General features: G+C 68.9%; 12 protein-coding genes and 1 tRNA gene. 10 read left to right on the forward strand and 3 right to left on the reverse strand.

Going from position 1 to position 13,255, the window contains the following annotated elements; genetic code table 11:
- Window positions 1-13 precede the first annotated feature (13 nt).
- Window positions 14-244: a hypothetical protein gene (locus tag J2X34_RS19895; protein ID WP_114724092.1), complete on the forward strand. Its 231-nt coding sequence runs from the start codon at window positions 14-16 to the stop codon at window positions 242-244.
- A 66-nt stretch (window positions 245-310) separates the two neighbouring features.
- Here the strand turns inward: J2X34_RS19895 and gdhA are convergent, their stop codons facing one another.
- The gene (gdhA, locus tag J2X34_RS19900; RefSeq protein WP_114724112.1) at window positions 311-1,654 is read right to left on the reverse strand and encodes an NADP-specific glutamate dehydrogenase; all 1,344 of its coding nucleotides are present in this window, start codon (window positions 1,652-1,654) and stop codon (window positions 311-313) included.
- Between the two features lie 425 nt (window positions 1,655-2,079).
- Here gdhA and J2X34_RS19905 point away from each other — a divergent pair, with 425 nt between their 5' ends.
- Together J2X34_RS19905 and J2X34_RS19910 are read left to right on the forward strand one after the other, a co-directional pair.
- Window positions 2,080-3,456 carry a DUF4185 domain-containing protein gene (locus J2X34_RS19905; RefSeq protein ID WP_429519332.1) on the forward strand — a complete coding sequence of 459 codons (1,377 nt, stop codon included), beginning with the start codon at window positions 2,080-2,082 and terminating at the stop codon, window positions 3,454-3,456.
- 199 nt (window positions 3,457-3,655) lie between these two features.
- Entirely contained in the window at window positions 3,656-4,618 is a 963-nt protein-coding gene (locus J2X34_RS19910) for an esterase/lipase family protein (RefSeq protein WP_174911512.1), read from the forward strand.
- Window positions 4,619-4,637: 19 nt separating this feature from the next.
- Here J2X34_RS19910 and J2X34_RS19915 read toward each other — a convergent pair.
- Window positions 4,638-4,714: transfer RNA gene (locus tag J2X34_RS19915), tRNA-Arg, on the reverse strand.
- Between the two features lie 47 nt (window positions 4,715-4,761).
- On the reverse strand, window positions 4,762-5,718 hold the full coding sequence (locus J2X34_RS19920; RefSeq protein WP_429519334.1) for a LysR family transcriptional regulator: 957 nt from the start codon (window positions 5,716-5,718) through the stop codon (window positions 4,762-4,764).
- Window positions 5,719-5,806: 88 nt separating this feature from the next.
- Here J2X34_RS19920 and J2X34_RS19925 point away from each other — a divergent pair, with 88 nt between their 5' ends.
- The 7 genes from J2X34_RS19925 to J2X34_RS19955 all read left to right on the forward strand — a co-directional run bounded on the left by J2X34_RS19925 (window position 5,807) and on the right by J2X34_RS19955 (window position 13,224).
- Window positions 5,807-6,934, forward strand: coding sequence for an XdhC family protein (locus J2X34_RS19925; RefSeq protein WP_114724096.1), 1,128 nt, complete (start codon window positions 5,807-5,809; stop codon window positions 6,932-6,934).
- Between the two features lie 109 nt (window positions 6,935-7,043).
- The gene (locus J2X34_RS19930; protein ID WP_429519336.1) at window positions 7,044-7,934 is read left to right on the forward strand and encodes an FAD binding domain-containing protein; all 891 of its coding nucleotides are present in this window, start codon (window positions 7,044-7,046) and stop codon (window positions 7,932-7,934) included.
- Between the two features lies 1 nt (window position 7,935).
- Window positions 7,936-8,433, forward strand: a complete 498-nt coding sequence (locus J2X34_RS19935) for a (2Fe-2S)-binding protein (RefSeq protein WP_114724098.1) — start codon at window positions 7,936-7,938, stop codon at window positions 8,431-8,433.
- The gene (locus tag J2X34_RS19940) at window positions 8,430-10,829 is read left to right on the forward strand and encodes an aerobic carbon-monoxide dehydrogenase large subunit (protein WP_114724099.1); all 2,400 of its coding nucleotides are present in this window, start codon (window positions 8,430-8,432) and stop codon (window positions 10,827-10,829) included. Before J2X34_RS19935 ends, J2X34_RS19940 begins: the two co-directional genes overlap by 4 nt.
- Before the next feature lie 12 nt (window positions 10,830-10,841).
- Entirely contained in the window at window positions 10,842-11,747 is a 906-nt protein-coding gene (locus J2X34_RS19945) for an XdhC family protein (RefSeq protein ID WP_114724100.1), read from the forward strand.
- A complete protein-coding gene (locus J2X34_RS19950) occupies window positions 11,738-12,328 on the forward strand; it encodes a nucleotidyltransferase family protein (RefSeq protein ID WP_114724101.1) in 591 nt (196 codons plus the stop codon). The genes J2X34_RS19945 and J2X34_RS19950 overlap by 10 nt, the downstream gene beginning before the upstream one ends.
- Window positions 12,325-13,224, forward strand: coding sequence for an AAA family ATPase (locus tag J2X34_RS19955; RefSeq protein WP_429519339.1), 900 nt, complete (start codon window positions 12,325-12,327; stop codon window positions 13,222-13,224). The genes J2X34_RS19950 and J2X34_RS19955 overlap by 4 nt, the downstream gene beginning before the upstream one ends.
- The last annotated feature ends 31 nt before the right edge of the window (window positions 13,225-13,255 follow it).

Raw genomic sequence — 13,255 nt, forward strand, 5'->3', positions numbered from 1 at the left:
AGGTGCGTCGAACATGGTGGGGAAGTTCGAGCGGGGCAAGGACACGGTGCAGGACATCACCGAATCGGCGGCCACCCACGTCGGCAGGATCGCCGTGATCATCACCGGCGCGGTCCGGGACGTCACCCGCGAGATCGGGGACTGGATCACCGACGGCATCGAGATGCGGGAGGCGGCGCGCAAGGCGCGGGAGGATTCGGAGGAGGCGCGGACGGATCCGGACGAGGACCGACCCGATCGGTAGTACGAAACGGCTCGGGCCCGGCATCGAAGTCGATGCCGGGCCCGAGCCGTTTGTGGTGCGTGAGGACTAGATGACGCCCATGGCGAACATCGCGTCGGCGACCTTCACGAAGCCGGCGATGTTGGCGCCGTGCACGTAGTCACCCGGCTGGCCGTACTCGGCAGCGGTGGTGATGCAACGCTCGTGGATGCCGCGCATGATCTTCGACAGGCGCTCGTCGGTGTACTCGAAGCTCCAGGAATCGCGCGAGGCGTTCTGCTGCATCTCGAGTGCGGAGGTGGCGACACCACCGGCGTTGGCGGCCTTGCCGGGTGCGAACGCGACGCCCGCGTCACGGAAGACCTTGATGCCCTGAGCGGTGGTGGGCATGTTCGCGCCCTCGGCCACAGCCTGCACGCCGCATGCGACGAGCTTCTTGGCGGCGACCTCGTCCAGCTCGTTCTGGGTGGCGCAGGGGAGTGCAATCTCGCACTCGACGTCCCAGATGGAGCCGCCCTCGACGTAGGTGGCGTGGGGGACCTGGTCGGCGTACTCGCTGATGCGGGCGCGCTTGATCTCCTTGATCTCCTTGAGCAGCTCGAGGTCGATGCCCTTGGGGTCGACGACGTAGCCGGCGGAGTCGGAGCAGGCCACGACGGTGCCACCGAGCTGGTGGACCTTCTCGATGGCGTAGATCGCGACGTTGCCGGAGCCCGACACGACGACCTTCTTGCCCTCGAGGCTCTCGCCCTTGGCGGCCATCATCTCGGCGGTGAAGTAGGCGACACCGTATCCGGTGGCCTCGGTGCGGACCATCGAGCCGCCCCAGTTGAGGCCCTTGCCGGTGAGGACGCCCGACTCGAACGAGTTGGTGAGGCGCTTGTACTGGCCGAACAGGTAGCCGATCTCGCGGCCGCCGACGCCGATGTCGCCGGCGGGCACGTCGGTGTACTCACCGATGTGGCGCTGCAGCTCGGTCATGAACGACTGGCAGAAGCGCATGATCTCGGCCTCGGAGCGACCCTTGGGATCGAAGTCCGAGCCACCCTTGCCGCCCCCGATGGGCAGGCCGGTGAGCGCGTTCTTGAAGATCTGCTCGAAACCGAGGAACTTGACGATGCCCAGGTTGACGCTGGGGTGGAAGCGCAGGCCGCCCTTGTAGGGGCCGAGCACGCTGTTGTACTGAACACGGAAACCGCGGTTGACGTGCACGTTGCCGTTGTCGTCGGTCCACGGCACGCGGAAGATGATCTGACGCTCGGGCTCGCAGAGCCGCTCGATCAGGCCGGAATCGGCGTAGCGAGGGTGACGCTCGAGGACCACATGCAGAGATTCGAAGACCTCGGCTGCTGCCTGGTGAAATTCGGGCTCGCCGGCATTGCGCAGCAGGACCTGCTCGTAGATCTCCTCAACGCGGTCGCGTACAGACAACATTCACCTACCTGATTCCGTGAGAACTTATTAATCTTTCCGTTACACGATAGTCCGTAGCTGGCCTACACTTCGACGGTTACCTGGGGAAAGTGAGATTGGCCACGTGTAAACATCGTGTTACGCAGGATTGGCGAGATCGGTTCGGCGTCACCTGAACCCGGACGGTGTTCGCGGCGGGGACCGGGCACGATTACCCTATTCACGTCTCAATTTCCACAGAAATCCCATGAGTAACACCCGGATCTTGGGCGTTTCATGGTTTGCTCATTGATCGATGCACGTCTCCGGGGGGATACAGCGGTTGGGCCGCGCACACATTGCCTCCCCGACCACTGGAAGGAAAACGGTCTGTGAGAGCAACGAAGAGAAGATGGACGGCGGCACTGTCCGCTGCGACAGTCACTGTCGGACTCTCGGTTGCAATGGCGACACCTGCGAACGCGGTCGGGGGTCCGTGCGGGCAGAACGGCGGAAGTCTCGGTAGCGCAGGAAGTTCGGGTAGCTCGGGAAGTGCCGGCGGCGCGGGGAGCTCCGGCAGTCTCGGCAGCCTGGCTTCGGGCAGCCTCGGCAGCGCGACGGGTTCGCTCATCAACTCGCTCCCGTGGATCACCGGCGCGCCCAACGGTGCGCTGCCGGTGTTGTCGGGCAAGACCAAGGCCATCGAAATGGTTACCGGACCGGGTAGCCCGAACAAGAGCATCGAGAAGTACAGCGTCTCCGGTACCGACCTCGGGATCATGTGGGACAGCGGAGACGCGGACCACGGCGTCATGATGCTGTTCGGTGACACTGTCGGCGACTGTGGCATCGAGGGCGATCAGTGGCGCAGCAACGTCCTGTTCCGCAGCACGGACGCCAACCTGACCGACGGCATGCGGATCGACGACTCGCCGCTCGCGGCGGCGCCGCCGAACTTCTCCAGGCAGGTCATCCAGGGTCTGCTCTCTGAGAAGCCGGGCGGTTTCCCCGAGTTCACGGTGATCCCGACCGGCGGCGTCGCTGTCGACGGTGTGCAGTACGTGCGGTGGATGTCCGTCCGTTCGTGGGACACGCCGGGCGAGTGGACCACCAACTACTCCGGGCTCGCCTACTCCACTGACAACGGAGACCACTGGCAGACGGACCCGGCGACCGTGCGTGTCAATCGCGAAGGGGTCTTCGATACGCCGATCCCGATCCCCGGCGTCGATCAGATCCCGGCCTTCTCGCCACGCAACAAGAACTGGCAGATGAGTGCGTTCGTGCCGGCTCAGGGTGACGGCTACGTCTATGAGTTCGGCACGCCCTCCGGCCGATCCGGGGAGGCGCGCCTCGCTCGTGTGCCCAAGGCGGACATCCGAAACCTGGGTGCCTACGAGTACTGGAACGGTTCGGCGTGGAGTTCGAACATCGCAGACGCGGTCCCGGTCATCGGTGGGAAGGTCAGCGAGCTGTCGGTGCAGTGGAACGATTACCTCCAGAAGTACGTGGCCATGTACACCGACCTCAACGGTCTCGTGATCCGCGTGGCCGACAGCCCCGAGGGCCCGTGGGTCGGCAAGCAGACCCTCATCAGCGGAACGACTCTTCCGTCGCTGTACGGCGGCTTCATGCATCCCTGGTCGACCGGCAAGGATCTGTACTTCGTGCTGACGACCTGGGATCGGTACAACGTGATCTACATGAAGACCGACCTGGGCGGTATGAACCTCCGGACTGCGGTTCCGGCGGACAGCCCCGACCCGGCGGCCACCGGCGAGCAGAAGCTCGAGGGCTTCCAGACTCCCGAGGGATTCGTCGAGACCGTCGACGGCGAGTGAGTTCGCCGGCTTCGTGAAGTGCGGCCCGTCCCCGGCATCCGGGGGCGGGCCGCCCGCGTTTTGCGCACGTATCGGTGTTCGAGGGCGGGGCCGTGGAACGATAAGTGCGCACAGCGGGGAATTCTGGGTCCGGATTGCCCTCCGGGTGTTAGGTTTCGACCGGTCGGGGACGTCAGAGCGACGACTCAGGGGGAACCAGATGCGCACGTCGTTCATTGCCGTGCTCGCGCTTGCGGCGATAGCCGGATTCGGTCCGGCGGCACTACAGCCGACGGCTGCGGCCGACCCGATGCCGGTCCCGCACAACTTCTACGACGGGATCGGGCTGGAGGCCGCCAATCCCGGCGGGTCGATTCCCGGATCGAACGACTGGACCTGCAGGCCGACTCCGGAACACCCCGAGCCGGTAGTCCTGGTTCACGGCACCGGCGCCAACCGGCAAACCAACTGGGCCACTTATGTTCCGCTGCTGAAGAACGAGGGCTATTGCGTCTTCGCTCCCACCTACGGCACGCGACCGGGTGCGACGTGGCCGGCGAGTGCCTTCGGCGCGCTGACACCTCTGGACCAGAGCGCCGGGCAACTCTCCGACTTCGTGGACGAGGTTCTCGCGGCCACCGGTGCAACCGAAGTCGACATCGTGGGGCACTCGCAGGGCACCCTGATGCCGAACTACTACGTGAAGTTCCTCGGCGGCGCCGCGAAGGTGGACAAGTACGTCTCGTTGGCGCCACTGTGGGGCGGGGCCGGCGCCTTCTGGGCCGGTGAGATCACCGCCTTCGCCAAGCAGAACGGGCTGATGCCGTTGCAGGAACAGACGTTCGGCCAACTCTGCGCCTCGTGTCTCGACATGGCACCGGGCGCCGATTTCGTCGACAAGATCAACGAAGGTGGAAGCCCCTACGCACCGGGCGTCACCTACACGAACATCGCCACCCGCTACGACGAACTGGTGGTGCCGTACACCAGCGGACTGGTGCCCGGACCCGACACGACCAACATCGTGGTGCAGGACCAGTGCCCGCAGGACTACTCCGAGCACGCCGCGCTCGGGGCGTCGCCGATCGCGGCCGCGCACGTGCTCAATGCGCTCGATCCGGAGCACCCGCGTCCGGTGCCGTGCATGGTGATCTCGCCGCTCACCGGCTCACCGGTCGGGTGAACGATTCGACCTGCGGTTGTGGTGCCCCCGGCAGGAATCGAACCTGCGACCTAGAGATTAGAAGGCTCTTGCTCTATCCAACTGAGCTACGGAGGCGCGCGGAAAAGCATACCCGCTGAATGGGGATGATCCGTGCATCCGGGTCAGCTCCAGAGCGTCACGTGCACCTTCGGCTTGAAGTGCGTCACCTCGACGCCGGTGCCACGGATCATGGCCTGGATGCATCTGGGTGTGCTGACGAAGCGCAGCAGTTCGGATGCCGCGGGCTGTAGATGCTGGTGGTGCAGTGTGGTGGCGCACCATTCGCCGGTGGCGCGCAGGTCGGGGCCGTCGACCCGGGCGAGCGACCCGTCGGACAGTTCGTCGCCGACGGTGAAGCCCAGGGCCAGCGTGAGCGCGGACGAGCGCCGGACGGCCTCGGCGGCGGCGGCGTCGCTCTGGAAGATCCGCTGCCGGTCCCGGGGAATGTCGAGGGCGCGCAGCAGGTGCCGCATCGCGCCGTCGCCTCCGGCCGCGGACGGGCCGAGGAACCACTGTTGCTCGCGCAGTCGGGACCGCGACGGGTGTGTGTGGGCGAGTGGGTGATCGGGTGCGCAGACGGTGAGTACCTCGTAGTGCAGGAAGGGGTGCACGCACAGCGGTTCGCCGCTGCCGACGATGCGGGGTCCGAGAGCGACGTCGACCGCGCGCGACGAGATCAGGCTCGCGAACTGGCGGACCGGGTGGACGCTCAGCTCCACCGCCAGGTCCTTCGCCCGCCCGGCGAACATGTCGATCAACCCGGGGGCGGCGTGCTCGGCGAACAGCGGTGACGCCGCGAGCCGCAGGAGGCGTCGTCCCTGCCCGGCCTGGCTCACCTCGAGCGCCGTCTGCTGCTGGAGCCCCAGGATCTCCACGGCCCGGCTCGCGAGGCGCAGCCCGCCGGGGGTGAACGCGAGACCGGACGGTCGGCGGCAGTACAGCGGATCGTCGAGTTCCTTGCGGAGTTGGGCGATATGCATGGACACGCCCGAATCCGTCATGCCCAATTCGCGGGCGGCCGCTCGAACCGATCCGAGCCGCACCACCGCGGAATAGGCTCGCAGTTGGGCGGGTGTCACGGATTCGAGGGTACGTCCCGGCAAAGATCGACATCCGCGATTCGGCCCGTCGGACCTGCGTCGACGGCCGGGGCTGGAGGCCGACTCGATGCGTGACGTGTTGTCCGATCTGCTCGAAATCTGGCGGGCCGGGGACACCGCCGGATTGGCCACCGTCGTCGCCACGTTCCGGTCCGCGCCGCGTGCCCCGGGCGCCGCGATGGTGGTCGCGTCCGACGGTGTCGTCGCCGGATCCGTGTCCGGTGGGTGCGTCGAGGGCGCCGTGTACGAGCTGGCGTCGGAGGTGGTCGCTACCGGCGAGCCGGTGCTCGAGCGCTACGGCGTGAGCGACGACGACGCGTTCGCGGTCGGGCTCACGTGCGGTGGCATCCTCGACGTGTTCGTCGAGCCCGTCTCACCGCGCACGTTCCCGGATCTCGCGGAGATCGCCGCCGACATCGAGGCCCGTCGGCCCGTGGCCGTCGCCACGGTGGTCGACCACGAGGACCGGGCGCGTGTCGGCCGGCACCTCGTCATCCGCCCTGACACCGTCACCGGTTCGGTCGGCTCCCCGCGCGCCGACGAGGCCGTCGCCGACGACGGACGCGGCCTGCTCGCGGCGGGGCGGACGGCGGTGCTCGAGTACGGGCCGGACGGCCAGCGCCGCGGCGAGGGGATGCGCGTGTTCGTCGCGAGCTACGCCCCACCGCCGCGGATGCTGGTTTTCGGGGCGATCGACTTCGCTGCCGCGGTGGCTCGGCAGGGTGCGTTCCTCGGGTACCGCGTCACGGTGTGCGACGCCCGCGAGGTGTTCGCGACCGCGAGTCGATTCCCGACGGCCGACGAGGTGGTGGTCGACTGGCCGCACCGCTACCTGGCCGCCGAGGCCGCGGCGGGCCGGATCGACGGCCGCACCGTGGTCTGCGTCCTCACGCACGATCCCAAGTTCGACGTCCCGCTGCTCGAGGTGGCGCTGCGGCTGCCGGAGGTGGGGTACGTGGGGGCGATGGGGTCCGAGCGCACGCATCTCGACCGGGTCGCGCGCCTGCGTGAGGCGGGGCTGGCCGACGAGGAACTGGCCCGGCTGTCGAGCCCGATCGGTCTGGATCTCGGGGCCCGGACGCCGGAGGAGACGGCGGTGTCGATCGCGGCCGAGATCATCGCCCGCCGGTGGGGCGGAGGCGGGCTTCCACTGCGTGACCTGCACGGACGAATCCACCACGAGCAATCCGGATGATCACGACAGGGCCGGTGCCGGCGTGATCAAGTGATCGCTGAATCGTGCTTGACGGCGACCCCGGCCGGGCACAGGCTGGAAGGACATCCGGCGGTGTGAGGGGTATCACATGCAGGTTCCGGGACTGTTCGAATACGAACGAGCGACTGACGTCGAGCACGCGATCGCGCTGCTCGACCGACTCGGCGACGAGGCGCGTGTCGTGGCCGGCGGGCACAGCCTGCTGCCGATGATGAAGCTGCGCCTCGCCAACCCCGAGTATCTGATCGACATCAACGATCTGGTCGCCGAACTGGGGGACATCACCGTCGAACCCGGCGCCGTGCGGATCGGTGCGATGGTGCGCCACCGGCAGATCCTCGAGTCCGACGACCTTGCCGCGTTGTTCCCGATCTTCCGGGACGCCGAACGGGTGATCGCCGACCCGGTCGTCCGCAACCGCGGCACGATCGGCGGGTCGCTGTGTCAGGCCGACCCCGCCGAGGACCTGACGACGGTGTGCTCGGTGGTCGGGGCCGTGTGCGTGATCCGCGGGCCGACGGGCGTGCGTGAGGTGCCGATGGCCGACTTCCTCGTCGGACCCTACGAGACCGCGGTGCGCGGCAACGAGATCCTCGTCGAGGTGCGCATCCCGCGGGAGCATGCCGGCGGGAGCGCCTACGCGAAAGTGGAACGGCGGGTGGGGGACTGGGCCATCGCTGCCGCGGGCGCGTCGATGTGGCTGGACGGCGACCGGATCGGCGGCGCCCGGGTGGGGCTCACCGCGGTGCAACCCGATGCCGACCGCGTCGCCGCGATCGGGGAGTACCTCGGCGGACTGGCACGGTCCGAGGACGTGTTCATCGAGGCCGGAGTCCTCGCCGGGCAGGCGTGCGATCCGGTGACCGACCCGCGCGGGACCGCCGCCTACAAGCGCCACCTCGCCGGGGAACTGACCGTCCGCGCGCTGCGCACGGCCGCTCAACGCGCCGCGGGCACACTCGACGGAACGGAGTCGTGAAATGCAGGTGACGATGACGGTCAACGGCACCGAGGTCGCCGAGGACATCGAGCCGCGGATGCTCCTGGTCCATTTCCTACGGGACCGCCTGGGGCTCACCGGAACCCACTGGGGCTGCGACACCAGCAACTGCGGCACGTGCGTGGTCTCGGTCGACGGCGAGCCGGTGAAGTCGTGCACGATGCTCGCCGTGATGGCCGGCGGCCGGGACGTCCGCACCGTCGAGGGTCTCGCGAACGACGGGGTGCTCGATCCCGTGCAGGAGGGGTTCATGCAGTGCCACGGACTGCAGTGCGGATTCTGCACCCCCGGCATGATGATCACCGCCCGCGCCCTGCTCGACCGCGATCCGGACCCCGACGAGGCGACCATCCGCGAGGCCATCTCCGGCCAGATCTGCCGCTGCACCGGCTACACGACCATCGTCCGGTCGGTCCGGTGGGCGGCCGAGCACGGCGGGACGACGACCGACACCGTGACGACGGGAGGCGCGTCGTGACCACGCTGGACGAACCGGCCGAGTTGGACCCGGACCGCGTCGCGAACGACGAGAAGCCGTGCGGGCACGGCCGGATGCTCCGCAAGGAGGATCCGCGGTTCATCCGGGGCCGGGGCCACTACGTCGACGACGTCCAACTGCCCGGCATGCTGCATCTGGCGATCCTTCGCTCGCCGGTCGCGCACGCCCGCGTCGTGCGCATCGACACGACCGCGGCGCAGGCGCACCCGAAGGTGGCGGCGGTGGTGACCGGTGCGGACCTCGCCGAGAAGAGCCTGGCGTGGATGCCGACGCTGTCGAACGACGTGCAGGCCGTCCTCGCCACCGACAAGGTCCGGTTCCAGGGCCAGGAGGTGGCGTTCGTCGTCGCCGAGGACCGCTACTCCGCCCGCGACGCGCTGGAGTTGATCGACGTCGAGTACGAGATTCTCGATCCGGTGATCGACGCGCGGCGCGCCCTCGAGCCCGACGCTCCGGTGATCCGCACCGACCTCGACGGCAAGACCGACAACCACTGTTTCGATTGGGAAACAGGGGACGCGGACGCCACCGAGGCGGCGTTCGCGAAGGCAGACGTCGTGGTGCGCCAGGAGATCGTCTACCCGCGGGTCCATCCGGCCCCGATGGAGACGTGCGGCGCCGTCGCCGACTACGACGCGGTGGACGGCAAGCTGACGCTGTGGTCCACGAGCCAGGCGCCGCACGCGCACCGCACGCTGTACGCGCTGGTGGCGGGGCTGCCCGAACACAAGATCCGCGTCATCTCCCCCGACATCGGCGGCGGGTTCGGCAACAAGGTTCCGATCTATCCGGGATACGTGTGCGCGATCGTCGGGTCGCTGCTCACCGGCAAGCCCGTCAAGTGGATGGAGGACCGCAGCGAGAACCTCACCAGCACCGGCTTCGCCCGCGACTACATCATGGTCGGGGAGATCGCCGCGACGAGCGAGGGCAAGATCCTCGCGATCCGCACCGACGTCCTCGCCGACCACGGCGCGTTCAACGGCACCGCGGCGCCGGTGAAGTACCCGGCCGGCTTCTTCGGGGTGTTCACCGGCAGCTACGACCTCGAGGCCGCGTACTGCACGATGACGGCGGTCTACACCAACAAGGCGCCGGGCGGGGTGGCCTACGCGTGCTCGTTCCGGATCACCGAGGCGGTGTACCTGGTGGAGCGCCTGGTCGACTGCCTCGCATACGACCTCGACATGGATCCGGCGGAGCTGCGGCTGCGGAATCTGCTGCGGCCGGAGCAGTTTCCGTACACGTCGAAGACCGGGTGGCAGTACGACTCCGGCGACTACGCGACCACGATGCGCAAGGCCATGGACATGATCGGCTACGACGCCCTGCGCCGAGAGCAGGCGGAGCGGCGTGAGCGCGGTGAGCTGATGGGCATCGGGATGTCATTCTTCACCGAGGCCGTCGGTGCGGGCCCGCGCAAGGACATGGACATCCTCGGACTGGGCATGGCCGACGGCTGCGAGCTCACCGTCCACCCGACGGGGAAGGCCGTGGTCCGGATCTCGGTGCAGACCCAGGGGCAGGGGCACGAAACCACGTTCGCGCAGATCGTCGCCGAGGAGCTCGGCATCCCGCCCGAGGACGTCGACGTGGTGCACGGCGACACCGACAACACCCCGTTCGGGCTCGGCACGTACGGCAGTCGGTCCACCCCGGTGTCCGGCGCCGCGGCCGCGCTGGTGTCGCGCAAGGTGCGCGACAAGGCGCGGATCATCGCGTCGGGCATGCTCGAGGTGTCCGTCTCGGACCTCGAATGGGAGAAGGGCAACTTCCACGTCAAGGGCGATCCCTCGGCGGCCGTGACGATCCAGGACATCGCGATGCGCTCGTACGGCGCGGGGGATCTGCCGGACGGCGTCGAGGGCGGTCTCGAGGCCCAGATCTGTTACAACCCGGAGAATCTCACCTACCCGTACGGCGCGTACTTCTGCGTGGTCGACATCGATCCGGGCACCGGCGTGGTGAAGGTGCGCCGCTTCCTCGCGGTCGACGACTGCGGCACCCGCATCAACCCGATGATCATCGAGGGGCAGGTGCACGGCGGCATCACCGACGGGATCGGCATGGCACTGATGGAGATCATCGCGTTCGACGAGGACGGCAACTGCCTGGGCGGCTCGCTGATGGACTACCTCATCCCCACCGCGCTGGAGGTGCCGCACCTCGAGACCGGCTTCACCGTCACCCCGTCGCCGCACCACCCGATCGGGGCCAAGGGGATCGGGGAGAGCGCGACCGTGGGGTCGCCGCCGGCCGTCGTCAATGCCGTCGTCGACGCGTTGAAGCCGTTCGGGGTGCGGCACGCCGACATGCCGCTGACACCGTCGCGGGTGTGGGAGGCGATGCAGGGTCGAGCGACCCCGCCGATCTGACAGGAGAGTGCGATGGACCTGAGTGCGCGCGCCGCGCAGCTGACGGGCGAGCGGCGTCCGTTCGTGCGCGCGACGGTGGTCCGCGCGCAGCAGCCGACGTCGGCGTCGCCGGGTGACCGTGCGATCGTGTTGGGGGACGGCACGATCGAGGGCTTCGTCGGCGGGCACTGCGCCCAGAACTCGGTGCGCGGTGCGGCGGCCGACGTCCTCGAATCGGGCGAGTGCCTGCTGCTGCGGATCCTGCCCGACGGCGGGGTCGACTACCCGGAGGCGCCCGGCGCGAGTGTCGTCGTCAATCCGTGCCTGTCCGGTGGCGCGATGGAGATCTTCCTCGAGCCGTGCCTGCCCGCCCCGATCGTGCGGGTGGTCGGCGCGACACCGGTGGCCGACGCCGTCGCGGACCTGGCCGGCCGCCTCGACCTGGACGTCCGACGCGGCGCCGAGCCCGTCGAGGACGAGACCGCAGTGATCGTGGCGAGCCTCGGCGGGGACGAGCCGACGGCGATCCGGGAGGCGCTCGACGCCGGTGCCGGGTACATCGGGCTCGTTGCCGGCCGGGTGCGGGGCGCCGCGGTCGTCGCCGAACTGGACCTGGATCCCGAGCAACGTGCCGTCGTGCACACGCCCGCGGGGCTGCCGATCGGTGCCCGCACTGCCGGCGAGATCGCACTGTCGATTCTCGCCGAGCTGGTGCGGGCGATCCGCGTCGAGCAGCTTCCCATCGGAAGTCGTTACGAGGCAGAGGAGACGGTCGCGGGGGAGATCGGGGCCGCGTTGACCGTGATCGACCCGGTGTGCGGCATGACCGTCACCGTCGTCGACGACACGCCGCACCTGCAGATCGACGGCGAGGACTACTGGTTCTGTGCGCCCGGCTGCCGCCGCACCTATGAGAAGGAGCGTGCGCGATGTTCGTGACCGGACTCGTCCTGGCGGCCGGCGGGTCGCGGCGTCTGGGGCGGCCGAAGCAACTGCTGCCGTACCGCGGCGCGACGCTGCTCGACGCCACTCTCGCCGTCGCGCGCGCGTGCCGGTTCCAGCAGTTGCTGGTGACCGTGCCCGGCTCGGCGGACGCGATCGAGGACCTCGTCGACCTGCGCGGCTGCACGATCGTGCACTGCCCCGACTCGGGCAGTGGATGCTCGGCATCGGTGAAGGCGGCCCTGACGGAGGTCGAGCCGCTGGCGTCCGGGATCGTGCTGATGCTCGGCGATCAGCCCGGTGTCACGCCGGCGACCGTGTGCGCGCTGGTGGCGCAGGGGCGGCTCGAGAACCTCGGCATGTGCCGCTACTCCGATGGCCCGGGTCATCCACTGTGGTTGGGGCGCAGCGTGTTCGGTGACATCGCCGAGCTGTACGGCGACAAGGCTGTGTGGAAGCTCTTCGACCGGGAAGCTGCCGACACGTTCGAGATCCCGGCCGAGGGCAGGATCCCCCTCGACGTTGACACGTGGGACGGCTACCGCGCACTGCTCGACCAGGACCGGGACGCGTCGTGATCGCTGCAGCCGCCCCCGGATTCGCGGACATCGAGGATCTGACGCGGCGGTTCGACGCGCAGGACTACCTGCTCGACGAGGGCACCGCGACGGCGCTGTACCTCGCGCTGCGCCTGGGTCGACCGCTGCTGCTCGAGGGCGAGCCGGGGGTCGGTAAGACGACGGCGGCCAAGGCGCTCGCCGCCGCGCTGGGCACCCCGCTGGTGCGGCTCCAGTGCTACGAGGGTCTCGGTGCCGACGAGGCCCTGTACGACTGGAACTACCAGCGTCAGTTGCTCGCGGTGCGGCTGTCGGAGGCGCACGGGGAGCGGCTGCAGGAGGCGGACCTGTTCACCGAGCAGTTCCTGCAGGAGCGTCCGATCCTGCGGTGCGTCCGACACCGCGGTCCGCTCCCGCCGGTCCTGCTGATCGACGAGATCGACCGTGCCGACGACGAATTCGAGGCGCTGCTGCTCGAGTTTCTCGGCGAATCCTCGGTCACCGTCCCCGAACTGGGTACGTTCGTCGCCGAGCAGTCGCCCACCGTGGTCCTGACGTCCAACCGCAGTCGAGACCTGCACGACGCGCTGCGCCGCCGCTGTCTCTATCACTGGATCGACTACCCGGCGCCCGCGCGGGCCGCCGCGATCCTGCGCCGCACCGTGCCGGGCGCCGACACCGCTCTGATCGCCGACGTCACCGATTTCGTGGCGTCGGCCCGGTCCCTCGACCTCGACAAGGCGCCCGGGATCGCGGAGGCCATCGACTGGGTGTCCGCGCTCGCGGCGCTCGGGGCGGCCGACCTGGCGCCGACCGCCGCCCTCGCGAGTCTCGGGGCGATCGCGAAGACCCCCGACGACCGCGTCGCGCTGGCCGAGGCGGTCGGCGAGTACGTGGCCGGCCGGACAACCCAGTGACAGCACCGACAGCACCGACAGGACCGACAGG

It is taken from the genome of Rhodococcus sp. BE178 (assembly GCF_050433545.1).
Lineage (GTDB): Bacteria > Actinomycetota > Actinomycetes > Mycobacteriales > Mycobacteriaceae > Prescottella.